We start from the raw sequence: 25,783 nt of genomic DNA on the forward strand, positions 1-25,783 counted from the left end.
GACCGCGCCCATGCCAGAGGCCCGACGAACGACCATCGATGCCGGCGAAGTCGAGCGCTTTTCAGCGCTTGCCGCGGAGTGGTGGAATCCGAACGGCAAGTTCCGCCCGCTGCACAAGTTCAATCCGGTGCGGCTCGCCTATATCCGCGACCACGTGGCCGCCCATTTCGGCCGTGACCCGCGTGCCGCCCATCCCTTTGAAAAGCTGCGCTTTCTCGACATCGGCTGCGGCGGCGGCCTTCTGTGCGAGCCCATGGCCCGCCTCGGCGCCGAGGTCATCGGCGCCGACGCTTCCCATACAAACATCGAGATCGCCAGGCTGCATGCTGCGGAAAGCGGCGTGAGCGTGGACTATCGCGCCGAGACCGCCGAAGCGCTGGCCGATCAGGGCGAAAAATTCGACGTCATCCTCAATATGGAGGTGGTCGAGCACGTGGCCGACGTCGAGTTCTTCATCGGCAAATGCGCCGAAATGCTCAAGCCCGGCGGCATCATGTTCGTCGCCACCATCAACCGCACCCTGAAGGCGCTGGGTCTCGCCATCATCGGTGCGGAATACGTGCTGCGCTGGCTGCCGCGCGGCACGCATCAATACGGCAGGCTGGTACGCCCGGAGGAGATGGAGCGCGCGCTCACCGCCGCCGGTCTCGTCATGAGGGACCGCACGGGCGTCATCTACAACCCCCTCGCCGACCGCTGGCAGCGCTCGCGCGACATGGATGTGAACTACATGGTGCTTGCCGAGAAGCCGAAAGCCGAAGACCTGAGCTGAATTCACCGCCATTCATGCTATCTTCCTCGACGTCGCAACGGAGGGGAAGCCATGAACGCCGCAGACCTGCGCAACCTGGCGCTCGGTCTTCCGGAGGCGGAGGAGAAATCCCATTTCGGCAAAGCCGACTTCCGCGTGAAGGACCGCATCTTCGCCACCCTGCCTTCCGAGGAGACAGCGGTGGTGAAGCTGACGCCCGAGGAACAGCAGATGGTGGTGGCAAGCGAGCCGGGTGTCTTTGCGCCCGTCAAGGGCGGCTGGGGGCAGAAGGGGTGGACGCAGGTGCAGCTTTCAGAGGCCGATCGGGCGACGCTCGAAAGCGCGCTGCGGATGGCCTGGCGCAACGCCGCGCCGGCGGGGCTGAGGAAGCGGTTCACAGTGATAGAGCGAGATGAATTTGAGTGGGGTCAATCCTAGGCGCGTCATCCCGGCCGAGCGGAGCGAGGGCCGGGATCCATTCCGTGACATCAAAGTTCCGGAATGGGTCCCGGACAGCCTCCGCTTCGCTTCGGCTTCCGGGATGACGCCCACAGGATTACCGGGCTTAAACTCACCCCGCCCTAATTCCGGTCCTCCGGAAACACCGGTAGCGGCATGAACTCCACCCCGTCCTCGGCGAGCCCCTTCGCCTCCTCCGGTGTCGCCTCGCCGTAGATCCCCCGCGCCTCCACCTCGCCGAAGTGGATCTTGCGCGCCTCCTCGGCGAACTTGCCGCCCACATAGTCGGCGTTCTCGCGAACCTTCTCCGAGAGTGCCTTGAGTTGGGCCAGCGCCTTCTTCTGCTCTTCGCTCATGCCGAGCGCCATCTGCGATTTCTTCGCTCCCTTCGAGACGGCGGGCGCCATCAGCGCTTTTTCCACCTCGTGAGAGCCGCAATGGGGGCAGGAGACGAGCTTGCGGCTCTTCTGCGCCTCGAAATCCTCGCCGTTGCGGAACCACGCGTCGAACGCGTGCTCCTTCTCGCATATGAGCTCGAACCGGATCATGAGGCGGCTCTTTCCTGCCCGTAGGCGGCTTCGGACACGGCGAAGTCCCGCGCGTTCTTCAGGTTGGGGATCTTCGCCCGCGCCTCGGCCACCGCGCCCGGCGCGATATCGGCGATGATCACCGCCGGCTCGTCATGGCCGGCCTCGGCGACGACGCGGCCCCACGGATCGACGATCAGCGAATGGCCGTAGGTCTCGCGGCCGTCCTCGTGCCGTCCGCCTTGCGCGGCGGCGATCAGCCAAGCCCCGTTCTCGATGGCGCGGGCGCGGGTGAGCACATGCCAGTGCGCCTCGCCCGTCTGGCGGGTGAAGGCGGCAGGCACCGTCAGCACCTCGGCGCCGGCGAGCGCCTGGGCGCGGAAGAGCTGCGGGAAGCGCAAATCGTAGCAGACGGAAAGGCCGAGCCGCGCGAAGGGGAGTGCGGCCACCATCGTCTCGCCGCCGGGCGCGTAGGTCGCCGATTCGCGCCAGCTCTCGCCTTTATCGAGATCGACGTCGAACATGTGGATCTTGTCGTAGGTGGCGATCAGCGCGCCGTCCGGACCGAACAGGAAGGCACGGTTGGCCACCTTGCCGCCGTCAAGCGGGATCGCTGTCGAGCCGACATGGAGGAAGAGCGACAGTTCGCGGGCAAGCGCGCGCGCGCGCCGCACCAGCGGATTTTCCTCGGCCGGCCGGATGCGCTCGAACAGCGTCTGGCGGTCGCGCACGAGGATGCCGGTCATCTCCGGGCTCTGCACGTAGACGGCACCCTTGCCGGCGGCCTCGCGCACCAGCGCCTCGAAGGCCGCCACGTTGCCCTCGACCTCCATGCCCGAGCGCATTTGCAATGCCGCGACGCGCACCGTGTTCATGCGCTGGCCCTCGCCACGCCCTGCGCCTCGAGCAGGGGATCGAGCTTCCCGTCATACTCGAGCGCGTGGAGTTCGTCCGACCCGCCGACATGAATGTCGCCGATGAAAATCTGCGGGAAGGTGGTGCGCCCATGGGCGCGGCGCATCATCTCCTGGCGCAATTCCAGGGAGAAGCTGGCGTCCCGCTCGGTATAGCCGACGCCCTTCCTGTCGAAAAGCCGCTTCGCAGCGACGCAATAGCCGCAGCCCATGCGGGTATAGATGGTCACATTCGCCATAATATCGTCCGTCATCCTTCGACGCCTATATATGACCCCGCCTCGACCGACGCAAAGTCTCCCGGGAGGACCCGCGCGAAGGTCAGCACGTCGACGTGGCGCACCCCCGCACGCTTCAAGGCCCGTGTCGCCGCCGAGACGGTGGCTCCGGTGGTGTAGACGTCGTCAACAAGGATCACCCGCCGCCCTTTGAGCGCCGAGGCACCCTCCGGCGGCACGGCGAAGGCCCCGCGCACATTGGCCTCGCGCTCGCGCGCGCCGAGGCCAACCTGCTGCCGCGTGATGCGGCGGCGCAGAAGCGCGGAGGGGAGATAGTCGAGCCCGGCAAGCCGGGCGAAGGCGCGGGCAAGCTCGGCCGATTGGTTGAAGCGGCGCATGAAGAAGCGCCGCCGGTGAAGCGGCACAGGCACCACCACCGCGCCGGCCTCGACCAGTTCGCTGGCGGCGCGCAGCATCCACCGCGCCATCCAGGGCGCGAGGTCCGTGCGGTCCGAGAATTTCAGCCCCTGCACCAGGCGCCGCGCCACGCCGTCATAGGCGACCGCCGCGCGGGCGCGGGCGAAAGGCGGCGGATCGGCGATGGCCTCCGCGGAAAGAAAGCCTTCGCCCATGTCGTAGCCGAAGGGCGTGCCCATCACCTGGCACCAGGGCCTTTCCAGAAACCGCATCCCCGGCCAGCATGCCGCGCACAGCGTGCCGGGCGCGGCGACCAGATTGCGGCAGCCCAGGCACACCGGCGGAAACAGAAGGCGTGCCGGCCACACCCGCGCCATCTCGCCTGCCTGCCGAAAGAGCCCCATGCTTGCCTGCCAGCAAATTCCACCCACCTTTGCCACCATAGCAGTTTTGTGCCATTGCGCACGCTGGAACGAACACGGACGAAGATGGACACGGTTTTCGACACGGAACTCCTGCTTGCCCGCAAGCGCCGCGCGCTGGAAGGCGGCGATGAGGGTGCGCTGTTCCTCATGCGGCGCGCGGCGGAGGATCTGGGGGAGCGGCTGGCGACCGTGGAGCGGCATTTCTCGCGCGCGGCCGCCATCTTCTGCCTTACCTCGGACGCGGCCGAGGCGATGAGGGCAAGCGGGAAGGCTGGCGATGTCCTGCGTGTGGAGACCGATGAGCGCCTGCTCTCGGGCGATGGGGAGGGCGTTGTCGCGGCGCCGGAGACGGTTCCGCTGGAAGCCGAAAGCCTCGATCTCGCCGTCTCGCTCATGACGCTGCACGAGGTGAACGATATCCCCGGCCTGCTCCTGCAGATCCGCCGCGCGCTCAAGCCCGACGGCCTCTTCCTCGCCGCCATGGCGGGGGCGGGTACCTTGGGCGAGTTGCGGCAGAGCCTGTTGCAGGCGGAAACGGAGGTGAGCGGCGGAGCCGCACCGCGCGTCAGCCCCTTCGCCGACGTGCGGGACGCCGGCGCTCTTCTGCAACGCGCCGGCTTTGCACTGCCCGTCGCCGACCTGGAGACGGTGACGGTGCGCTACGCCACCATGTTCGACCTGATGCGCGACCTGCGCGCCATGGGTGCGACCAACGCGCTGACGGAGCGCAGCCGGAGGCCGGCGACGCGGCGGCTCTTCCTGCGCGCGGCGGAAATCTACCAGGAGCGCTTTTCCGATCCCGACGGGCGCATCCGCGCCACCTTCAACATCGTCTGGCTGTCGGGCTGGGCTCCGCACGCCTCGCAGCAGAAGCCGCTCAAGCCCGGCAGCGCCAAGGTGTCACTGAAAAGCGTGCTGTCGGGCGGGAAGGACGGATAACGGCGGTGCCGCTCAGTTGTTGGCGGCCGTCACCTCGTCGGCGACGTTGTCGTAGGTCGCGCCCACATAACGGCCGAGCTCGGCGACGCCGGTAACAATCGCCAGCACCAGGATCCCGGCGATCAGCGCGTATTCGACCGCGGTCGTTCCGTCTTCGCTTGCCAGGAACTTTTTGAGCATTGCCGGCCTCGCCCTTGACTTGCGCCGACACTTGCATGGAGACGTTAAGAATCCTTAACCCCAAGGGAGGTTCTCAGCACGCGCCGCGTCTCGTGCCGTCGGCGCGGATGATGCAGACGGCCTGCGGCGAGTGCTGCAGCACGCTGCGGCGCACCGTATAGGCGCTGCCCCTGTTGTCCACGGTCCCCGTCGTCATGCGGTCGACGGTGGGGCTGAAGAGCGCGGAATCGCGCGTCTGCCGCTCCAGAAGGGGGGTGAGGATGAGCGCCAGCGCTATTGCAACCGAGCCGAAAAGCAGCACAACCCGCAGCATGCCCATCCCGACATTGCTCACGCGCACCCAGTTGTCGCGGCCACCCTGTGGCCCCTCGCTCATGGAACCCATAATCCCCCCGGCATTGCCGGCCTTTGCAACGGGCGGCCACTGCCGCCGATAAGGAAAGTTCTCATTTTTCGCTAAAGGAACGATTAACGCTCCGTGCGGCTCTTTTGCTTTCGCAAAGGAGGAGCAAATAGCGAAATCAGCGAATGGAGATGGCGGCACATGTCTTCACCAGCCCCTGCCCCTATAAGAGGTCGATCAGGAAGGGGATGAGCGGCTCGTCGGCTGGCGGCATGGGAAAGTCGCGCAGGCGCTGCGGGCGCACCCACTTGAGGGCCTGCACCTCGCGCGGCTCCGGTACCCCCCAGAAGCGCCGGCACACGTAAAGCGGCATGAGCAGGTGGAAGTCCGCATATGCATGGCTGGCGAAGGTGAGCGGTGCCAGGCAGGCGATCTTCGTCTCGATGCCGAGTTCCTCGTGGAGCTCGCGCACCACCGTCTCCTCCGGTGTCTCGCCCGCTTCCACCTTGCCGCCGGGAAACTCCCAAAGGCCGGCCATCGCCTTGCCTTCCGGTCGTTGGGCAATGAGCACGCGGCCGTCGGCGTCGACAAGCGCGCAGGCCGCTACGAGAAGGATCGGTTTCACCGCCGCCGCCATCGTCTCACGCCCCGCTGGCCGGCTGCCGGTAGTGATAGCGGTAGACTTCGGTGAAGCCGAGCGAACGGTAGAGCCCGAGTGCCGCCGGGTTGTCCGCCTCCACCTGCAGCCAGGCTTCCGCCGCGCCGCGCAGATGCGCCCACTTGAGGGCCGAAAGAAGCATGCGCCGGCCGAACCCCTTGCCGCGCTCAGCCTCCACCGTGGCCACCTCGAAGAGCCCGGCAAGCACGCCGTCATGCACGCAGATGGAGGCTGCCACCGGCGCGTCATCCTGCTCGAGGATGAACAGGCCGGCTTCAGGCTTGATGGAACTGACCACCTCGGTGAAGCCCGGTCTAAGCTCCGCCTCGTAGCCGTGCACCTGGAAGGCGGCGGAGACAAAGCGGCTCAGGTCCTTGAGCGGGATCTGGTGCATTGCCTCGCCGACGGTCTTCTCGTCGAGCGGCAGGCGCATGACCAGCGATTGCCCGGCGGCGATCCACTCCCGCGCGTCCAGATGCCTTGAAATAGCCGGCGCGGAAAGCGGCGAGATGCGGAAGGTGAGCGGCCGGCCGTAGGCCTCGAAGCGGCGCGCCGCCTGCTCGATGCGCTCATCGAGATCGTGGTCGTCCCCCGGATCGAGCGGATTGATCGAGTTGAGCCGCCGCGCCGGATGGCTGGCCGTCAGCCGCACGGCCCACGTCCGATCGTAGTGAACCGACGTTGCCGGCCAGGCGCGGAAACCCGCGCCCTCGAAACGGCGGATGGTCGCCAGTTCTTCGGTCGCCCGCTGCCCCACCGCGCTCGTCAACTCCTGTAGTCACCGTTGATGGCGACATACTCCTTGGTGAGGTCGCACGTCCACACCGTCGCCTTGCCGCGGCCAAGGCCCAGATCGACGCGGATGGCGATCTCGTCGCGCTTCATGTAGGCCGATGCCTGCTCCTCGGAATAATCCGGGTCGCGCTCGCCCTCGTGCGCCACGCGGATGTCGCCGAACCAGATGGCCAGCAAATCCCGCTCCGCCGGCTCACCGGCCTTGCCGACGGCCATCACCACGCGGCCCCAATTGGCGTCCTCGCCGGCGATCGCCGTCTTGACCAGCGGCGAATTGGCGATTGAAAGGGCGATGCGTTTGGCCGAGCGCGCCGATTTCGCGCCCGTCACCGTCACCTCCACCTGCTTGCGCGCGCCCTCCCCGTCGCGCACGACCTGAAGCGCAAGCTGCTTCAGGACCTGCCCCAGCGCCCGGCGGAAGGGCGCGAGAGCCGGATCCTTCGCATCGGTGATCCACGGCGCCCCACGCGCCGCCGCCTTCGCCGTGGCGAACAGCATCAGCGTGTCGCTGGTCGAGGTATCGCTGTCGACCGTCACCGCGTTGAACGTCTTCTCCGTCCCCCTGGACAGCAACTCCTGCAGCACGGGCGCGGCGATCGGCGCGTCGGTGGCGAGGAAGGAAAGCATGGTCGCCATGTCCGGCGCGATCATGCCCGCTCCCTTGGCAATCCCGTTGATGACCACGTCGGCCGCGCCCAGCCGCACCGTCGCCGTCACGAACTTCGGATAGGTATCGGTGGTCATGATGGCGCCCGCCGCCGCCGCCCAGCCGTCGGGCGCCGCGCGCCCCACGAGATCGCCGAGCAGATGCGCGAAGCCGCCCGCTGCGAGCGGCTCGCCGATCACGCCGGTGGAGGCAAGGAACACTTCACCCTCGTCCGCCCCCACCGCCTTCGCCGCCGCCTCGGCCGTCATCGCCGTGGCGTCGCGGCCCTTGCGGCCGGTGAAGGCATTGGCGTTGCCCGAATTGACGACCAGGATGCGCGCCCGGCCGCCGGGCAGGTTGCTGCGGCAGAATTCGATCGGTGCGGACGGGCATCTGGAGCGTGTGAAGACGCCGGCGACCTCGGTGCCCTCGTCGAACACCATGACCATCAGGTCCTTCCGGCCCTTGTACTTGATGCCGGCCTCGGCGGTGGCGATGCGCACGCCCTCGACGACCGGCATCTCGGGATAACGTTTCGGCGCCAGCGGCGAGACGGCTGCGGACATGAGCATTTTCCGGAGGCAGACATGGACCTATTCGCGCCTCGTCTGCCCTATAGAGCCGGCCGACGCAAGCTGAAACCGCTTCTGGAGACACCGGCGCCCCTTCACGCCCCCCTCTGTCCTGCCGGACATCTCCCCCGCGAGTGGGGAGATTGCGCCTGCCGCTTGCTACGGCGCCGGTTCTGTAACGTCGGCGATTAGCGAAATCATTCGTGACGGCCAATCTCCCCCATGTGGGAGGAGATGCCCGGCAGGACAGAGGGGGATGCGAAAGGGCGCCGGCATCTCAGTTCTGTGGATTGAGGAAACAGGCCTATTCGGCCGCCGCGCCGCCTTCCTCCTGCTGGCCCGTCTGCTGGCGGAAGAGCTTGTCGACGGAGGTCTTCAGCTCCTCGTTCGGGATGTCGACGTCCGCCGCGTTGCGCAGGGAGGACACCGCGTCGATGTACTTGTCCCGGATGACGAGCGAGCGGATCTGGCTCTGCACCTGCTCAAGCGCCGGCGGCTCCTGGGTGCGCTTGTCTTCCACCTTGATGACGTGCCAGCCGAATTGGGTCTTGACCGGCTCTTTCGTATAGCTGCCCGGCTCCAGCGCGAAGGCCGCCGTCTCGAACTCCGGCACCATGCGACCCTTCGTGAAATAGCCGAGGTCGCCTCCGTTGTTCGCCGAGCCGTCCTTGGACTTCTCTTCGGCGATCGCCGCGAAGTCGCCGCCCCCGTCGAGCTGCTTGATCACGGCCTTCGCCTCTTCCTCGCTCTCGACCAGGATGTGGCGGGCGCTCACCTCCTCCGGCGGCGTCAGCTTCGCCACCTCCTCGTCGTAGCGGGCACGCACCTCGTCGTCGGTGATGGGCTCGACGACGTTCTGGTCGATGAAGGCGCTGTGGAGAGCCCGCTCGCGCAGGAAAGCGATACGGCGCTGGAAATCCTCGCTCTGGTCGATCTCCTGCTTCTCCGCCTCCGAAGCGAACAGCCGCACGTCGATGACGGCCGAAAGAGCGGCGGCGCGGCGCTGATCTTCGGGCAATTGGCTGAATTGCGAGTCGAGCTCCTGTTCCGCCAGTGCCAGATCGGTTTCGGTGATGGGCTCGCCGTTGAGCGTGGCAACCACCTCGCCTTCCTGCGCCATGGAGGGCGCGCAGCCTATGACGGCGATCAAAGCCACCGCACCGGCGCGCGCTAGGAGAAAACGGCGGAAGGAATGATGCATTGAGAAACTCTCCAGTCGTAGGTCTTAGGGGTGTTTACCGGACAGATGGGGCAGTGCACCCAAACCATCCAGAAATATGGCGGAATTTTGCGGTCTGACGCAGGTTTCGCGCAAAGTTGACATCGCAGGTGGCCCCTCTTATCTCTCCTTCGACCTGGCGTCCAGAACCCATTACCGGACGCGTTTTCCTGCTGCCTTCGGCTCTGGCTTGAAACTGGCGGAGTGAGCCGGCATCGATTGTCGGCATATCGAGAATTGAAAGGACCAATGATGGTCAGTCTCGGCGGCATTGCCCGCAAGATTTTCGGCTCAGCGAATGAGCGCCGCATCAGGGGTATGCAGCCCCGCGCCGAAGCGATCGGCGCTTTGGAAGAGGAGATGCGGGCGCTGTCCGACGAGGCGTTGCGCGGCAAGACCGAGGAATTCCGCAAGCAACTGGCGGACGGCGCTGAACTGGAGGATCTCCTGGTGCCCGCCTTCGCCGTCGTGCGCGAGGCTGCGCACCGGGCGCTGGGCCTGCGTCCCTTCGACGTTCAGCTCATCGGCGGCATGGTGCTCCACGAGGGCTCGATCGCCGAGATGAAGACCGGCGAAGGCAAGACGCTGGTCGCCACCCTGCCCGTCTATCTCAACGCGCTGACCGGCAAGGGCGTCCACGTCGTCACCGTCAACGACTATCTCGCCCGCCGCGATGCGGAGTGGATGGGCAAGCTGTACAACTTCCTGGGATTGGCCACCGGCGTCATCGTGCACGGCATGAGCGACGACGAGCGCCGCGCCGCCTACGCCAGCGACGTCACCTACGCCACCAACAACGAGCTCGGCTTCGACTATCTGCGCGACAACATGAAGTACGAGCGCGCGCAGATGGTGCAGCGCGGCCACAACTTCGCCATCGTCGACGAGGTGGACTCCATCCTCGTCGACGAGGCGCGCACGCCGCTCATCATCTCAGGCCCGCTGGACGACCGCTCCGAACTCTACAACACCATCGACACCTTCATCCTGAAGCTGGACGAAGGCGATTACGAGGTCGACGAAAAGCAGCGCACCGCCACCTTCACCGAGGAAGGCACCGAGAAGGTGGAGACGATGCTGCGCGAGGCGGACCTCTTCAAGGGGGAATCCCTCTACGACGTGGAGAACGTCGCCATCGTCCACCACCTCAACAACGCGTTGAAGGCGCACAAGCTCTTCCAGCGCGACAAGGACTACATCGTCCGCGACGACGAGCTTATCATCATCGACGAGTTCACCGGCCGCATGATGCCTGGACGGCGCTATTCGGAAGGCCTGCACCAGGCGCTGGAGGCCAAGGAGCACGTCAAGATCCAGCCGGAGAACCAGACGCTCGCCTCCATCACCTTCCAGAACTACTTCCGCATGTACGACAAGCTCGCCGGCATGACCGGCACGGCGGCGACGGAAGCGGAGGAGTTCGGCAACATCTACGGCCTCGACGTCGCTGAAATCCCCACCAACCTGCCGATCCAGCGTCTCGACGAGGACGACGAGGTCTACCGTACGGTGGAGGAGAAGTTCCGGGCCATCGTCAAGGAGATCAAGGACGCGCGGGAGAAGGGCCAGCCCATCCTCGTCGGCACCACCTCCATCGAGAAGTCCGAGTTCCTGGCCGAGCGCCTGCGCAAGGAGGGCATCAAGGATATCGAGGTCCTGAACGCCCGCCACCACGAGCGCGAGGCCTTCATCGTCGCCCAGGCCGGCAAACCCGGCGCCATCACCATCGCCACCAACATGGCCGGCCGCGGCACCGACATCCAGCTCGGCGGCAACCCGGACATGCGCATTGCCGAAGAGCTGGGCGACATGGAGCCGGGCGCGGCGCGCGAGGCCAAGGAAAAGGCCATTCGCGAGGACGTGCAGAAGCTCAAGGATAAGGCGATCGCCGCCGGCGGGCTCTATGTTCTGGCCACCGAGCGCCACGAGAGCCGCCGCATCGACAACCAGCTGCGCGGCCGCTCCGGCCGCCAGGGCGACCCCGGCCGCTCGAAATTCTACCTGTCGCTCCAGGACGACCTGATGCGCATCTTCGGCTCCGACCGTATGGACGGCATGCTGCAGAAGCTGGGTCTGAAGGAGGACGAGGCGATCGTCCACCCCTGGATCAACAAGGCTCTGGAGAAAGCGCAGAAGAAGGTCGAGGCGCGCAACTTCGACATCCGCAAGAACTTGCTCAAGTTCGACGACGTGATGAACGACCAGCGCAAGGTGGTCTTCGAGCAACGCATCGAGCTGATGGACGGCGAGAACCTCGGCGAGACCGTTGCCGAGATGCGCGAGGACGTCATCGACGACTTGGTCGTCCGCCATATCCCGGAAAAGGCCTATGCCGAGCAGTGGGACGCCAAGGGCCTAAAGGAAGGCGTGGCGACGAGCCTCAACCTCGACCTGCCCATCGAGGAGTGGGTGCAGGAGGAGGGGATCGCCGAGGACGACATCCGCGCCCGCATCACCGAAGCCGCCGACAAGGCGGCGGCCGACCGCGCCGAGCGCTTCGGCCCCGACATCATGACCTATGTGGAGAAGTCGATCCTCTTGCAGACGCTCGACCATCTGTGGCGCGAGCATCTGGTCAACCTCGATCATCTGCGCTCGGTGGTCGGGTTCCGCGGCTATGCCCAGCGCGACCCTCTCAACGAGTACAAGACCGAGGCCTTCGAGCTCTTCCAAGCCATGCTCGGCAATCTGCGCCAGGCCGTTACGGCGCAGCTCATGCGCGTGGAGCTGGTGCGCGAGGCCGCCGACGCCCCGCCGCCGCAGACGCCGGCAATGGAGGCCCACCATGTCGATTCGACAACCGGCGAGGACGAGTTCGAGGGCGACACGATGACCCTGCCGCGCGTGGAAACCCGCGTTGTCCCGGCCGAGGAGCGCGACCCCAACGACCCCGCCAGCTGGGGCAAGGTCGGCCGCAACGAGCCCTGCCCCTGCGGCTCCGGCAAGAAGTACAAGCACTGCCACGGGGCGTTTGCGTAGGGCGGCGCTTCCCGCCGCGCGGAAGTTTCACCGTCTGGTCCCTGTAAGACGGACTGCCGGCGCGAGGGCAGCTTGCGATCCGAAGCGGTCCTACGATCGGCGAATCTCGAAGTAAGTTTTCCCGCCCCGCTGGAACCCTGCACCTTCATAAAAGCGCAGAGTGGACTCCCTCTGAGATCCAGTAGCTAGCAGGACTTTGTAACAGTTGGCTTCCCACGCTTTGTGGAGCGCAGCTTGAAGGACGGCGCGACCCAACCCAGTTCGGCGATGGTCAGTATGCGTCACTACGTTCTCAATCACCCCGTAAGGGCGGGCTCCCCGTGATAGGTTGGGAACGATCGCGAGTGTGCAGGACGACACCAGCAGTCCCTCTATCTCTGCAACGAACGGGGTTGTCAGGCCGGAAGAAAGTAGGACTGACCAAGCTGCCTCGGCAGCGTCGAGATCGAGAATAGGATCACCAGGATTAAGTTGGCGATAAAGGGCCAGGATGCCGGGAAGATCGTCAGGCTTCGCAGGGCGGATATCAGGTTCAGCCATGGGCCGGATACTAACTCTGGAAGGGGATTGAGTCTCCATGCCTACCGTAAGCCCGACGTTCGGCTCGGTGCAAGGCTCAAATCAGCCGCTTTCCACCCATAGCCAACTTCCTCGCAGGAAGCTCGGCGCTACCCCGCCCCCCCCGCCTCCCGCTCCGCCAGCGCGATCAAGTTCCCGATCGCCTCCACGCCCATGCGGTTCATGTGCTTGCGGCCCAGCGCGATGTCGATGCGCATGGCGATCGTCTCCGGGTCGGCGCCGGCGAGGTCCGACAGACGCTCGATGCCGATCTCCTCGAGATAGGCGACCATTTTCGGCCCTATGGAATGCGCGCGCAGCATGCGCCGGCGTTCGCTCTCCTCTATCATGGTTTCCCTCCGCAACCTTTCGCAACCTGCTCTTAAAGACTTTTGCCCTAAGGAACAGGCTGAAAGACGGAGAAGCGGAGAGTTGAGCGTGCGCTTTTCAGCGGCAACGACGGCCGAACGTCTCCTGCCGGAGCGGCTGGCCGCGCGCGCCCTGCCGTGGGCGGCGCGCTTCGATACGCTGATGCACTCGGCCGACGCGCGCGGCCAGGCTGGACGCATGTCGCTGATCGTCTTTGCCGCGCGCATCGTCAACGCCGCCATCGCCTTCCTGAGTCAGGTGCTACTCGCCCGCTACATGGGGGGCTTCGAATACGGCATCTTCGTCCTCGTCTGGGTGACGATGATCATCCTCGGCAGCGTCTCCTGCCTCGGCCTTCACACCTCCATCATCCGCTTCGTCCCCGAATACCGGACCAAGGGGCAACTGGCGGAGCTGCGCGGCATCCTTTTCGGCAGCCGCCTGTTCGTGCTCGTCTTTTCCAGCGCCTGCGCGGCCCTTGGGGCGCTGGGCATCTGGCTCCTCGAGCCATCCATCGAGAGCTACTATGTCGTGCCCTTCTATCTGGGCCTTGTCTGCCTGCCGATGATCGCGCTGGGCGATCAGCTCGAGGGATTGGCGAGGGCTCATTCCTGGGCTCTTTGGGCCGTGGCGCCGGCCTATTTCATCCGCCCGCTGCTCATCCTCCTGTTCCTCTGGGGTGCGCACATGGCCGGATACGTGCCGGATGCCACGAGCGCGGTGATCGCCGCCATCCTCGCCACCTACATCACCACGATCGTCCAGCTAACCGTCGTCGCCAGGCGCGCCGACCGGAGTGTGCCGCCCGCAAAGCCACGCTTCCTGCCGCGCCAGTGGGCGGCCGTGTCTCTGCCCATCTTCCTGGTGGAGGGCTTCTTCTTCCTGCTCACGAACGCCGACGTCCTGATGATCGGCCGCTTCATGCCGCCCACCGATGTCGCGGTCTACTACGCGGCAATGAAGACGCTCTCCCTCGTCCATTTCGTCTATTTCGCCGTCAAGGCGGGCGTCGCCCAGCGCTACGCCGCCTATATCCACGGCGGCGAGACGGCGGCGCTTGCCCACTTCGCCCGCGAGACTGTCTCCTGGACCTTCTGGCCCTCGCTCGCCATGGGGCTGGTCGTGCTCGTCCTCGGCAAGCCGATCCTCATGCTGTTCGGCCCCGGCTTCGACGCCGGCTACCCGCTTCTCTTCCTGCTGGTGGGCGCCCTCGTCGCCCGCTCGGCGGTGGGACCGGCCGAAAGCCTGCTGACGATGAGCGGCCATCAGAACGCCTGTGCCGCCGTCTACGCGGTGACGCTGGCGATCAATATCGGGCTCAATATCGTGCTGATCCCTGCCCTCGGCCTTTGGGGGGCGGCGATCGCCACCGCCGTCGCCATGCTCTTCGAGGCCACGGTGCTGTCGTTCACAGTCTGGCGCAAGCTGGGCATCGTGATGGCCATCCTGCCTGCGATGCCGAAGAAGGAGGCCTTGTAATGGCTGCTACACCGCTCATCGAGGAAGTCGGCGGCTCCGCCTCGGGCGCCATGATCGGCGAGTTCGCCGGGCTGGGGAAGGCAGCCGAGAGCGCCGACATGGAGCTCTTCTCCTCCACCCGCCCCACCCGCAAGCTCGCCGTCTACTCCGCCTCGGCGGGCTTCGACCTGGTCGAGGAGCTCGACCATCTCGCCGCCCGCGCTATAGAACCGAACGTCTTCTTCAACCCGCGTTTCCTGGCGCCGGCGATGCCGCGGCTGGAGGACCGCGAGGTACGGCTCGCCGTCATCCGCGACGGCGACGAGGAGAAAAGCCGTCTGCGCCTGCTGGTGCCCTTCTCCATCGAGCGGCCGGCCATCCCCATCGGCGCGACGGTGATGCGCACCTGGTCGAACCCCTTCGGCCCACTCGGCACACCGTTGATCGACTGTGACGACCCGGCAGGCGTGCTCGAGGATTTCTTCGCCATGCTGGCGCGGCCGCATCTCAAGCTGCCGAAGGTCTTCGTGCTGCCCGAAACGCGCCTCGACGGCCCCTTCGCGGCAACGCTTCGCACGGTCGCCGAGGCCTGCAACCTGCCGCTGGTGACGGCCAGCGAGGCCGAGCGTCCATTCCTCGACAGCGATCTCGACGGCGAAGCCTACCTGCGGCAGAGCCTCAGTGCGCACCACCACCGCGAGTTCCGCCGCCTGAAGCGGCGGCTGGCCGAACAGGGACAGCTCGAACACCACGTCGCCCGGCAACCCGAGGAAATCCGCCAAGGCATCGAAACCTTCCTGACGCTGGAGGCCTCCGGCTGGAAGGGCCGCACACGCACGGCCATGGTGATCGACCGCTACCGCGCCGCCTTCGCGCGCGAGGCGGTGGATAAGTTGGCCGAGCGCGACCTCTGCCGCATACACACGCTGACGCTCGACGGGCAACCCATCGCCTGTGTCGTCGTCTTCGTCGAATCCGGCCTCGCCTACACCTGGAAAACCGCCTTCGACGAGGACTATGCGGCGTTTTCGCCGGGCACGCTCCTGATGATCGAGGTCACCAGGAACCACCTCGAAGACCCCAACATCGCCGCCACCGATTCCTGCGCGATGCCGGACCACCCGGTGATGAGCCGCCTATGGTCGGAGCGCCGCGCCATCGGCACGTTCGTCGTGGGGTTGACGCCCGGCAGCGAAAAGCTCGCCCATCAGGCGGCGGGACAGATCCACTTCCATCGCGAGACGCGCAACGCCATGCGCATTCTGCGCAACCGGGTGCAGCGGCTGGTGCGGCGGTGATCGGCGGCGGAACCAACGGCCGTTGGCTTTGACCGTTCTGCTTATTGGAGCGGTTCAGGCTTGAAACGCAGTTGCCATGCCGAAACATCGACGCGCCGCCAGCAGTCAACATTAGAGCATGATCCCGAAAAGTGGATACCGGTTTTCGGAAAAGATCATGCTGAAACAAAGGAATAGATCGAGATGACGATTCAACGAAGCGTCATCGTGATCTAAGGCCGCTGTCTTCGCTTCCGCTGTACCACCCCAACACAAAAAGCTCCCCGCCGCCCCTTTCGGAGCGGCGGGGGTGAGTTTTGCGGTCAGAATTTTCCGACGACGTTGAGGAAGATTCCCTGGTCGTCGAGGGTGAGGTCTCTGAGGTCGTCGGAGAATCGTCCGAAGTTGTAGCCGAGGCCGACCTTGAAGTTGTCGCCGACATGGCGGTAGAGGGCGGCGAGGGCGCCGTAGTCGGTGGTGTCGGCCTCGGGCATGTGGAGGACGCGGCCCTCGAGGAGGAGGTCCCATTTCCGGACGAGATGCAGGTCGGCGCGCAGGATGCCGAGATGGGCGGAGGATTTTTGCCATTCGTCCACGAAGGCGGCGCCGTCGCCGTCGCTGGTGCGGTACTTCACCTCACCGGTGCGGAAGCCGTATTTGCCGCCGATCGACAGCCACGGGGTGAGGTCGTAGATGGCGTCGACGGAGAGGATGTGGCTGCGCTGGGCGGGCGCGTAGGCGTCGCCGGTGGCGCCCGAGATGACCTGGTTGTTGCCCGGCAGGTCGTAGAGCCAGGTGTATTTGAACAGCGCGTTGAGGCGGTCGTTGTCGACCGGGCGGAAGGCATAGCCGATGGAGGCCTCGACATAGTCGGTGTCGGCGAACGAGGTCTCCGTGGATTTCGAATCCGACAGGACGGCATCGATGTTGGCGATGAGGCGCCAGTCGGGGCTGGTCTTCCAGCCAAGGCCGGCGGCGAAGAGATAGGTGTTCTGGTCGCGCGTGTCGTCGTCGGAGCGCTCGATGCGCACCTCGCCGCGCAGGCGCGCGTTGATGCCGCGCTCCTCGTCCTTGTAGGCGAGGCTGAGCGAGGGGGCGTAGCGGTCGAAGTCCTCGCGCTCGGTGCCCGTCTCGTCGACCGTGTCGTCGCGCACGCGGCCGATCTCCAGGCCGCCGTCGACGGTCCACTGGGCGTCGGGGGTGTAGACGACGCCGTAGGTCTGGGTGAGCGAGCGGCGCTTGCCGTACATGTCGTAGGAGCTTTCCGAATAGGCGGACGCCAGGTCCGCCATGCGCCGGCGCATGCCGATGACGATGGCGCCGCGGTCGGTGCCGAAGAGATCGCGGTTATTGTCGAGGTCGAAGGCGCGGTCCGGGTCGAGCCGGTAGCCGATGTAATAGTGCTCGTCGGCGGTCGGGTCGTAGGTGAGGCCGGCCAGCGCCCCCAGCCCGTGGGTGCCATAGGAGACCTCGCCGGTCATGCCGACCCGGTCGGTGAGCCGCCACTCGGCGCCGACGCCGGCGCGGTCGTTGCGGTCGATGTCGCGGGTGCGGTCGACTGTCCCTTGGGCGAAGGCGTAGACCAGCCGGTCGTCGTCGAGCCGGTAGTCGACGCGCATGCCGGCGTCGAGGCGGCTGCCGTCATAGCCGGACTTGCCGGCGTCAATGGCCCGCGGCGACATGATCTCGGAATAGGTGACGCCGAAGGACAGCTTCCAGTGCTGGTCGAACTGCCAGCTGACGCTGCCGGTGCCGTCGCGCTTGACCTGGCCGTCGCCGTCCTCCAGGTCGTCATAGGCGAGCTGCAAGGCGACGGCCTCGGTGAGGTCGACGTCGGCATGGGCGCCCCAGATGCGGCGGTCGACGGTGGCGCGGTCGAAGAGGCTGGAAAAGCCCGCCTCCTTCTTCTCGTAATAGCCGCCCACCGTGCCCTTGACGCTAGCGCCGAGCTCGTCGAGCGCCACCTGGCCCTCGACGCGCCAGGCCGAGGCCTCGGCGTCGGGCGCATCCTCCAGGGCGCGGCCGTCCCAGGTCAGCCCGCCGTCGCTCGATTCCGACAGGCTGAAGCCGGGCCCCTCGGAGCGGGCGAACTCGGCCGACAGGTAGGTGCGCTCGGAATGGCGCAGCGCGATGTCGGCGCCAAAGGCCCTCTGGTCGGCCAGGCCGGTGCTTTCGTCCATGCCGGTGACGCCGACGCGGATTTTGTCGCCCAGCCAGTGCTGGGCGCGCCCGCCATAGACATAGCCGTCGACGTCGCTGGCCAGCGGCTCGAACTCGTACTGCACGGCCAGATAGAGCTTGTTGCCGCCCAGCGCCCCGTCGCGCACCGGGCCGGCGGTGCCGGTCATCGAGGTCAGCGGCCGGCGCAGGATGATCACCCCTTGCATGTAGTCGAAGGAGTAGTCCTCGCCATAGGCGAGGGTCTGGCGGGCAAGGATGCGGCCGGTCACCGCGTCGCGGGTCTCCACGGTCACCGTCTCGGAGCCTTCGACGATGTCCTGGCGCTTGAGGAAATAGGCCGAGCCGCCAGTGCCCAGGAACGCCTCGCGCGCCGGCAGCGTGTCGGGCTGGGCGGCATAGACCGTCGCCTCGGTGCGGCGCGCGCCGAAGGATGTCGCGGCTTCCGAGCGGTAGACGGCGTTGGCGCCGTAAAGCGCCCGCTCGGAGCGCAGGAACTCGGTGCCGGTGATGGCCGTCTTGTAGTTGCCCCACATGACGTGGCTGTCGCCGCGCTCCAGCCGCACGTAGAACTTGCCGTTGGTGGGGGCGTCCTCGACAAACGTCGAATCGTCGCCGTAGACGGGATAGTAGTCGTCCGGATCGAGGCGGCGCAGGAGGCGCCGCGGGTCCTGGCTGTCGAGGTCGCGCCACAGATCCTCGAGGTCGTCCTCGCCGGTGTCGGCGGCCGCCGTCAGGAGATACTTGCCCTTGATCTTGCCCTTCAGATAGAAGGCCAGCCGGCCCCTGGAATAGACCTCGTCGTATTCGCCCGGGCGCGCAACCTCGATGTTGTCGTCGCCCATGCGCTTGCCGATGGTGAGGTCGGCCAGCGCCACATAGAACCAGTCGTTGTCGGGGATGGTGATGTCACGGGTAAAGGCGAGGCCGCCGCTCTTCGACGCCCCCTTGACGGCGACATCGACCGCGTGGTCGCCCGCCGGCAGGATGCGCTGCACGAGGAAGGCCTGGTCGGGATCGACGGGAACCGTCTCGCCCAGCACCTCGACGGCATAGCCGGGCGGCACGTGGCGGCCATGGACCGTCACCGCGCCGCCATGGACCGGGATGTTGCGCAAGGCCGTGCGGTCCTCGCCCCAGCCCGGCGCCGCCGCCGCCGCGGCCGTGTGCCGCGGCAGGTCGCGGCCGGTGCGGGCCAGCGTCAGCGGCACGGTCTCGTCATAGCGGCCCTTGGCGTCGTAGACGCGCAGCACATAGGCGAAGTCGGCCTCTTCGGCCTGCGGCATGACCCAGTCGGCCGTGCCGTTGACGGCGACGGGGATGACCGCCAGGGGCTGGGGATCGCGCGCGCCGTCCTCGAAGATGCGGATCTCGGCGCGCTCGATGAAGGCCGGGTAGTTGGCGGTGGCCAGGAACGTCACCGCCTCGCCGGCGCGATAGGTGCGGGCGACCGGCGTGGTCGACACGTTGAGCAGCGGCTCCGCCTCCAGCCCGTCGAACTTCACCTGGATGTCGACCGCCGACAGCGAAAGATCCGTCTGCCGCTGCCGGTCCACCGGCCGGGCCGCGCCTGCGACAGGCCCCCCTTCGGCAGAATGGGCCTCGCCCGGCGCCAGCGCCTCGCCGCTCTTGTCCACGGTCTCGCCGTCGACGCTGATCATGAAGGGGATGGACGGCCGGTCGGCGGCCGTCTCGGCCTCCGTGTTCCCGCCCACCGGCAGGCGGCTCACCGTGCTGTCGGCGAGCACCTTGCCGGCCGCCCCATTGTCCTTCGCCGCGTCCTGGGCGATCGCCGGCCCGGCCGCCAAAAGGATGCCGGCCAGCGCCGTGCCTGCCGCAAGAAGCCGCCGCCGCTCGTCTCTTCGGGCCTTCCTCGACCAGTTCATCGTTTCGTAGAATCGATGAATTGGTCTAACTCCTTGTTTTGTCGCAATTCCGGACGGAAAACCGGTTTCCACTTTTCCTGGAATTGCTCTGGCGAGGATCATGGCTGTCGCAAAGGTTCTCATTGCCCCGCCTCCACGCGTGTCTCGATATTCAACGGATAGGCCCGCTGCCGCCGGCGCCATCGCTCGGCGATCAGCGCCTTCATGTGCCGCACGCGCTCCCTGGCAAGCTCCGCCTCGGTGCCGGCGTCGATGTAGGAAAGCCGCAGCACCGACTGCTCGGCCGCCAGCACGGCGATCAACTCGTCGACCCCCGCCGTCCAGCGCTCGGAAAGCTCCGCCCGGCCCGGCACGAAGGCCCCCTCCGAAAGGTCGAGCCGCACCACGCGGCCGATCGCGGCGCCGAAATTGAGCTTCGTCAGCTTGCCCGCCGTCAGCCGCACCACGCGCGGGTTCTCCGTCGTCAGCCGGTAGCCCGTCGGCAGCGTGCGCGGGTCGAGCTTCATGATGAAGTTCGTGCCGATGCGTTGATCGGGAAGGTCGGCGCAGGCGACGTGGAAGCGGCCATACGCGTCGGTGGTGATCAGCCAGCCCCTGACCGTCGCCACCCGCACCCCCGGCAGCCCCGGCTCGCCGCCGTCCTGGTAGCCGTTGCGGTTGACGTCGTCGAACACCTTGCCGACGATGTCGCCGCAGTCGAACACCGGCTCGGCCAGGATCTCCACAACCGCCCGCGCCTCCGGCGCCAACGCCGTGCCCGTCGCATCCGTCACCCTGGCCCGGTTCACATGCTCGCCAGGGCCCGCCGAGCTCAGGGCCAGCATCCGCAGCCGGATCTCGATCTCGCCGTTGCCCTCCAGAGACAGGTTCTCGAAGCGCACGGCGCGGCCGGAAACCGCCGGCTCCACGGTCTCGCCGTTTAGCGTCGCCGAGCCCTCCACGTAGCGGAAGCCCGACGGGATGGTGTCGGTGACCGTGATCCCGTCCGTTCGCGAGCCGGCATGGTTCGACACCCGGATGGTGAACGGCGCTTGCTCGCCGCGCCGGATTTGGCGCAGATTGGCGATCTTGGCCACCGAGATGTCGCTCTCCGCAAAGGGCAGGTCCAGGAGCGTCCCGCTGCCCTCCGATTCCACCGGCGTGCCGGTGACCTCATCGCCGTTGGCGTAGCCGATCGCCGTCGCCTCGTTCTCGACGCCGTCTTCCACGCCGGCGCCGTTGTCGATGTCGGCCTGCGTCAGGACATAGGTGGCCTCGAAAACCATCTCTTCGTCCGGCTCCAGCGTCGCCGAAGGCGGATCGAAAGCCGACAGGTCACCGCCGCCCGCCTGGCCGTCGAAGGTGGGGCCGGCATCCTCCGGCACCACGTCGGCAAGCGGCACGTTGCCCGTGTTCGTCACCGTGAAGCGGTAGCGGATCGTGTCGCCAGGGTTGGCAAAGCCGTTCTCGTCTGTATCCTCGTAAGCCCCGGTCTTGATCAGCTCGAGTCCCGTCACCTGCGACGGCACCACCGCGCAATCGTCCGAGGGGCATTCGGGATCCGGATCGCCCGGCTCCTTGATTATGTTGGCGATCTCCGTGGTCCCTTCGGGCAGGGGATCGACCACGGTGGCCGCCACCGTCAGCACCAGCATGCCGGGGGCGGAGCCGTCATGGGCAGGCACGGAAAGCCCCGTCCAGTCCACGACGCCGCCGCCGGGATTGCCGCCCGTGTGGGCGCCGCCATTGTCGGCCGACGCGAAGACGGTGCTGTCGTCGAGCAGGTCCTGGATGGCGTAGCTGTCCCTCGCGCCGCCGTAGTTGCTGAGCGTGATCTGGTAGGTGAGGGTCTCGCCCGGCTCGGCAACGCCGTCCGTCTCGCCGTCCTCGTCGACCAATTCCTTCAGTCGTGCGATCCGCCCGGCAGCCGGAACCTCGACGCATTGGTCGGGCGTGACCCTGCAGTCCACGATCTCGCCGGGCTCGTAGACGACATTGCTGACACTGGTCACGCCGTCGGAGATCGGATCGTCGACCTGCAGGTGAACCGTCAGCGCCAGCTCGCCCGGATTCGTCCCGTCGTGCGCCGGGACGGTGAGACCCGTCCAGGTGATCAGATCGCCGTCGTCATTGCCGCCGTCGGCATCCACCACCGTCAGGTTGTCGTCGTAGTCGTCGATCAGCCCGTAATTGGCGCGTGCGGTGTCGGTGGCGTTGGTGAGCGTGATCTCGTAGGTGAGGGTCTCGCCCGGCTCGGCAGCGCCGTCGAGCGCCCCGCTCTCGTCCACCAGCTGCTTGCTCTTTGTGACCAGCGGCACGGTGTTCGTGTCCGTGCTCGTGTCGTTGCCCGGATCCGGGTCCGGCACGTCGGGCGGGTTGGTGACGGTCGCCGTGTTGACGAGGTCACCCTCAAAGTCCAACGGCACGGTCATGGTCAGCGTGAAGGTGACGGAGCTGTCCGCCGGCAGGTTCACCGGCACGTCGGCGATGGCGCCCGTGCCGCTCGCTTCGCTGCATACAGCGCCATTCACCGGGCTGCCGCAGGTCCAGGTGGCGTCGGTGATGCCGTCGGGAAGCGGGTCGCTCACCCGTGTGCCCGCCACGCCGAACGGGCCGTTGTTGGAGACGACGATCGTGTAGACGACGTCCTCACCCGCCGTGTAGTTCTCGCTGCCGTCGTCTTTGGCGATCTCGACATCGGCCGGGAAGCTGAGCGCCGTGGTGGCGCATTTGGCGCCGTCGTTCTGGCCGGAGCCCTGCAGATCGGAGATCAGCGTCCCTTGACCCGTCGCCACGTCGAACCGGTAGAAGCCGCCAACGTTGTTGCTGCCGAAGACGCCGTTGGAGGCCCCGAACATGCCGCCGAAGACATTCTGGGTCACGCCGGTGTTGCCGATCGTGTCGACGAAGCCCGTCGTCGGGTCGATGGTAACGAGCAGGCCAGTGCCGGTGACGCTGTAGAGCAGCCCGTTGTGCCAGGCGAGGTCCGGACCGTGGGTCGCGGCCCCGCTCAGCGGGACGGAAGTCGCCGTCCGCGTCGTGACATCGACGGTATAAAGCCTCCCGGCGGTCGCCGAATAGAACGTTCCGTCCGGACCGAACTCACCGGTAACGCTGCCGTTGGGAAAGCCCGCGATCGGGCCGAGCACCTGCACGCCGCCGTCGCTGCCGACGCGCGCCAACCGTGGCGGTGTCGTGTTCAGCTCGAGCCCGTAGATGTAGTTGTCCACAGGGTTCATGGCGATGCCGTTGTACTGGTTCGACGAGGCCGGCCCCACCGGATTGACGATGAAGGGGTTCGACGAGGAGTCGAACACGAACAGCTGCGTCGGAATGTTCTGCGCCAGGTACATGGTCGGCGTACAGGAGCCGAAGGACGGCGAATCATCGTTGGTGATCGTGCAGACGGCGCTTTCGCCGTTGGCCAGCGTCAGTGAATTGCCGTCCACCGCCGCTCCTCCATCGACCGAACAGCTGTATTCGGAAGAGGCATAGCCGAGGACATCGCTGGATTCGCTGAGCGTGTACGTGCCCGCCGGGACCGAAGCATCGGTGACCGCAGGATCACCCATCGCGCCTTCGATGGTCACCGGACCATCTGCGCTCAGGGTGAAGTCGCTCGCCGTGGCGGTACCGCCTTCGTCATTTATGACGGTCTTCTGCAGCGTCAGCGTCGGCTGACAGAGCGCGGTCGACTGGATCTGCGCCATGAACGCCGTCGCGCCGGGCCCGGACTTTATGTGGACGATGATGGTATTGAGGCCCGTCTGCCAAGCGCCATTCATGGAGCCGTCGGCCCCATTGGCGCCTGTGAATCCGGCATAGAAATAGGGATCGGAGCCATAGTTCGAACTGATGTTCTGGGCTACCCCGTTCACCCAGATTTCGATGACGGAGTTATCGGAAAAGAAAGTCATCTGCAGGTCCAGCGTCGACGGGTCGACGGCGGGATCGAGGTTGAACTCGTAGCGATAGAAGGCGTCGTAGTTATCGTTAGTGGGGTTTATGGCAGTCGAGTTATGGGAGACCCAGTTGGCGTTGCCAAAGGGCGAGGTCGTGTAGACGGCAGGCGGATCGTCCACGACAACGGCGTCGGCATACGTCAGACCTCCTGGCGGCGGGCCTGTCACGTCCGTGGTCGTCAGGGCGACCTCCCAGTTGGCGTCCGTGCCTGTTGTGAGCATCCCCCCCGTCGAAGCATCGTATGCCGTGTTGAAAATCGCCCCGTCCGTCGTGCAGGCGACGGTGGGGGTCGCCTGGGCACGCGCCTCTTGCGTGGTGCCGAGAGAAAGCCAAAACGCTAGAATGAAAAGACCGGCGAGGGTATTCCGCATGAGATGGGGAGCATGTCGGAGTAGGGATCCGGACCACCGTGTTGCCACCCCATCGGAGCCTGCCAAGCGATGGCGATAGGCGGCAGCACGGCGTGCTGCGGCGAAGAACAAGACCAGCTTGTGCATGGACGACCCCTCGTATGCGAACAGTCCAGGTGCAGGCCGGTTCTCCTTCGCGCAGTTAAATTCAGCGCTACCCAAGCATTGCGGTGGATTCCCCTCAGAACCCAACGCACAGCATCAATGCTTTGGCAGAATCTGCCCGACCCGGACAATTCTGATACTGTCAGGAGGACATAGTTTTTTAAGCCGGTATTTCAGGGAATTCGGATTTTTTCATAAAACGCAGAAAATAGTTATACATACATATGCAATGTTGCAGATTTGACACAAATCTCTCGCGGAACTCGTTATTTCTCTCGTAGAAATAGTAAACGAGTGCAATATTCTGCTGAGAAAGATTCTTATAAAGCTTGAAAAAACTACCGTTGCTTTCGCATCTTTGCCGGGGTGATTCGCTTGTGGCTCCGCATGGCGGAGGTCAGGTGGCTCTGGCTGGAAAAGCCGCTCAGATAGGCCACCTCGGCGATGGTCATCTCCGTTTCGAGGAGCAGCTTCTCGGCAAAGGCCAGGCGCCGGTTGACCAGGTACTGGTGCGGCGGCTGGCCGAAGGTTTTGGAGAAAGCGTGGATGAAATGGCCGGGCGACAATTCGCACACGGCGGCAAGCTCGATGACCGATAGCTTGCGGGTGAAGTGCTCGTCCAGATATTCATGCACCCTTCGGGCAGCGTAGTCGGACAGCCCGCCCTTCGGCGGCACCTGTCGCATATTGACGCTGGAATAGCTGCGAAGAACGTGAATGCCGAAGAGGAGGATGAGGGATTCGACGTAGGCCTCGTTCGGCGGCTCGCCCCGCGCCAGCTCCGCTTTCAACAGCTCCGCCATATGCAGGGCCTGTGGGTCCACCTTTCCCTTCGACGGCCGAAGCTCGGCGCTTCCCATATCCAGCGCCTTTATCGCGAGCTCGTGCAGGCTTTCCGGCTTCCAGGCGACGAGCAGTTCCTCCCTGGCCGCCGACCAGCCCATTTCGACCTCCACGTCGGCGGGGATGACTATCAGCGTACCGGTGTACGCGTCGTATCTGTGCTGTTCGCCGCCCCCGAACCTCGTCGTTGTCCCGGGCGAGCACGCCAGCACCACCGTGGCCACGTGATTCCTGGTGAGGAGCGTTTGCGAGCCCGGTGGACGGACGGCGTGGGCGACCGCGCCCTTGGCGGTAACCAGCCGCGGACCGGCGTTTTCTGGAATGATGTCCAGTATCCGGCGTCCTCCCATGGGTTGATCCGTTGCTGGGCGGCGAGGAGATGGACCGTCAAGCTCGTCAAGCATCGGCGGTCGGCAGAAGTGTTGCGCCGAGGACATCTGCTGCATGGGCCATTCGTCCGGTATCGAAGATGCCTGTATTCATGCTTTGGAGCCCCCCTGTTTCAGAAGAGCGCGCAAACGCTCAAACTGGCCGCATTTCCAGATATCGACGCTGCGGCCGACACGCTTACCGCTGAGAGATTAGGCAGGTTTCCAAGGGAGGCACCGCGGGTTCGGGCTTTTGGCCGGCCTGCTTTTCCCTGCTGCTCGCCGACCCGGTACGATCGCGCAGGCAGTGGCAAGCCTCGCAGCGCCGGCAGAACAGCCCATGGCAC

The 25,783-nt window shown here is 66.0% G+C and carries 21 protein-coding genes; 6 read left to right on the forward strand and 15 right to left on the reverse strand.

What is annotated here, in order from left to right; translation table 11 throughout:
• Positions 1–10: 10 nt before the first annotated feature.
• On the forward strand, positions 11–772 hold the full coding sequence (gene ubiG / locus GM910_RS05550) for a bifunctional 2-polyprenyl-6-hydroxyphenol methylase/3-demethylubiquinol 3-O-methyltransferase UbiG (protein WP_159586520.1): 762 nt from the start codon (positions 11–13) through the stop codon (positions 770–772).
• A gap of 51 nt (positions 773–823) precedes the next feature.
• A complete protein-coding gene (locus GM910_RS05555; RefSeq protein WP_159586521.1) occupies positions 824–1,189 on the forward strand; it encodes an MmcQ/YjbR family DNA-binding protein in 366 nt (121 codons plus the stop codon).
• 143 nt (positions 1,190–1,332) lie between these two features.
• Here the strand turns inward: GM910_RS05555 and GM910_RS05560 are convergent, their stop codons facing one another.
• Genes GM910_RS05560 through GM910_RS05575 form a run of 4 tightly spaced genes read right to left on the reverse strand, consistent with a single transcriptional unit; the run spans position 1,333 to position 3,690 of the window.
• Positions 1,333–1,758 carry a DUF1178 family protein gene (locus GM910_RS05560; protein ID WP_159586522.1) on the reverse strand — a complete coding sequence of 142 codons (426 nt, stop codon included), beginning with the start codon at positions 1,756–1,758 and terminating at the stop codon, positions 1,333–1,335.
• The gene (locus tag GM910_RS05565) at positions 1,755–2,612 is read right to left on the reverse strand and encodes a carbon-nitrogen hydrolase family protein (protein ID WP_159586523.1); all 858 of its coding nucleotides are present in this window, start codon (positions 2,610–2,612) and stop codon (positions 1,755–1,757) included. The genes GM910_RS05560 and GM910_RS05565 overlap by 4 nt, the downstream gene beginning before the upstream one ends.
• On the reverse strand, positions 2,609–2,890 hold the full coding sequence (grxC, locus tag GM910_RS05570; protein ID WP_159586634.1) for a glutaredoxin 3: 282 nt from the start codon (positions 2,888–2,890) through the stop codon (positions 2,609–2,611). Before grxC ends, GM910_RS05565 begins: the two co-directional genes overlap by 4 nt.
• A gap of 11 nt (positions 2,891–2,901) precedes the next feature.
• On the reverse strand, positions 2,902–3,690 hold the full coding sequence (locus tag GM910_RS05575) for a ComF family protein (protein WP_246225858.1): 789 nt from the start codon (positions 3,688–3,690) through the stop codon (positions 2,902–2,904).
• Positions 3,691–3,774: 84 nt separating this feature from the next.
• Here GM910_RS05575 and GM910_RS05580 point away from each other — a divergent pair, with 84 nt between their 5' ends.
• Entirely contained in the window at positions 3,775–4,650 is an 876-nt protein-coding gene (locus GM910_RS05580) for a methyltransferase domain-containing protein (protein ID WP_159586525.1), read from the forward strand.
• Positions 4,651–4,662: 12 nt separating this feature from the next.
• On the opposite strand, the gene GM910_RS05585 is transcribed toward GM910_RS05580, so the two are convergent.
• The 6 genes from GM910_RS05585 to GM910_RS05610 all read right to left on the reverse strand — a co-directional run bounded on the left by GM910_RS05585 (position 4,663) and on the right by GM910_RS05610 (position 9,045).
• Entirely contained in the window at positions 4,663–4,830 is a 168-nt protein-coding gene (locus GM910_RS05585) for a Flp family type IVb pilin (protein ID WP_159586526.1), read from the reverse strand.
• Between the two features lie 73 nt (positions 4,831–4,903).
• Positions 4,904–5,206 (reverse strand): hypothetical protein, encoded by a 303-nt coding sequence (locus tag GM910_RS05590; protein ID WP_159586527.1) that lies wholly within the window; start codon positions 5,204–5,206, stop codon positions 4,904–4,906.
• A gap of 190 nt (positions 5,207–5,396) precedes the next feature.
• Positions 5,397–5,810, reverse strand: a complete 414-nt coding sequence (locus tag GM910_RS05595) for a (deoxy)nucleoside triphosphate pyrophosphohydrolase (RefSeq protein ID WP_159586528.1) — start codon at positions 5,808–5,810, stop codon at positions 5,397–5,399.
• 4 nt (positions 5,811–5,814) lie between these two features.
• Positions 5,815–6,588, reverse strand: coding sequence for a GNAT family N-acetyltransferase (locus GM910_RS05600; RefSeq protein WP_159586529.1), 774 nt, complete (start codon positions 6,586–6,588; stop codon positions 5,815–5,817).
• An 8-nt stretch (positions 6,589–6,596) separates the two neighbouring features.
• Positions 6,597–7,838, reverse strand: a complete 1,242-nt coding sequence (argJ, locus tag GM910_RS05605) for a bifunctional glutamate N-acetyltransferase/amino-acid acetyltransferase ArgJ (protein ID WP_159586530.1) — start codon at positions 7,836–7,838, stop codon at positions 6,597–6,599.
• 310 nt (positions 7,839–8,148) lie between these two features.
• Entirely contained in the window at positions 8,149–9,045 is an 897-nt protein-coding gene (locus tag GM910_RS05610) for a peptidylprolyl isomerase (RefSeq protein WP_159586531.1), read from the reverse strand.
• 270 nt (positions 9,046–9,315) lie between these two features.
• Between GM910_RS05610 and secA the strand changes: the two genes are divergently transcribed.
• Positions 9,316–12,042: a preprotein translocase subunit SecA gene (secA, locus tag GM910_RS05615; protein ID WP_159586635.1), complete on the forward strand. Its 2,727-nt coding sequence runs from the start codon at positions 9,316–9,318 to the stop codon at positions 12,040–12,042.
• Positions 12,043–12,132: 90 nt separating this feature from the next.
• Here secA and GM910_RS05620 read toward each other — a convergent pair whose 3' ends face one another.
• The gene (locus GM910_RS05620) at positions 12,133–12,621 is read right to left on the reverse strand and encodes a GNAT family N-acetyltransferase (protein WP_343032965.1); all 489 of its coding nucleotides are present in this window, start codon (positions 12,619–12,621) and stop codon (positions 12,133–12,135) included.
• Positions 12,622–12,710: 89 nt separating this feature from the next.
• Positions 12,711–12,950 carry a helix-hairpin-helix domain-containing protein gene (locus GM910_RS05625; protein WP_159586533.1) on the reverse strand — a complete coding sequence of 80 codons (240 nt, stop codon included), beginning with the start codon at positions 12,948–12,950 and terminating at the stop codon, positions 12,711–12,713.
• Positions 12,951–13,038: 88 nt separating this feature from the next.
• Here GM910_RS05625 and GM910_RS05630 point away from each other — a divergent pair, with 88 nt between their 5' ends.
• A complete protein-coding gene (locus tag GM910_RS05630; protein ID WP_159586534.1) occupies positions 13,039–14,448 on the forward strand; it encodes a lipopolysaccharide biosynthesis protein in 1,410 nt (469 codons plus the stop codon).
• Positions 14,448–15,725 (forward strand): GNAT family N-acetyltransferase, encoded by a 1,278-nt coding sequence (locus GM910_RS05635; RefSeq protein WP_159586535.1) that lies wholly within the window; start codon positions 14,448–14,450, stop codon positions 15,723–15,725. Before GM910_RS05630 ends, GM910_RS05635 begins: the two co-directional genes overlap by 1 nt.
• A 302-nt stretch (positions 15,726–16,027) precedes the next feature.
• Here the strand turns inward: GM910_RS05635 and GM910_RS05640 are convergent, their stop codons facing one another.
• The 3 genes from GM910_RS05640 to GM910_RS05650 form a co-directional block, all read right to left on the reverse strand.
• Complete coding sequence (locus tag GM910_RS05640) at positions 16,028–19,768, reverse strand: TonB-dependent receptor (RefSeq protein ID WP_159586536.1); 3,741 nt, start codon at positions 19,766–19,768, stop codon at positions 16,028–16,030.
• Between the two features lie 119 nt (positions 19,769–19,887).
• Positions 19,888–23,931 carry a DUF6923 family protein gene (locus tag GM910_RS05645; protein ID WP_159586537.1) on the reverse strand — a complete coding sequence of 1,348 codons (4,044 nt, stop codon included), beginning with the start codon at positions 23,929–23,931 and terminating at the stop codon, positions 19,888–19,890.
• Positions 23,932–24,563: 632 nt separating this feature from the next.
• Positions 24,564–25,514 (reverse strand): helix-turn-helix domain-containing protein, encoded by a 951-nt coding sequence (locus tag GM910_RS05650; RefSeq protein ID WP_246225859.1) that lies wholly within the window; start codon positions 25,512–25,514, stop codon positions 24,564–24,566.
• Positions 25,515–25,783 lie beyond the last annotated feature (269 nt).

The organism is Chelativorans xinjiangensis (assembly GCF_009812055.1).
GTDB lineage: Bacteria > Pseudomonadota > Alphaproteobacteria > Rhizobiales > Rhizobiaceae > Chelativorans > Chelativorans xinjiangense.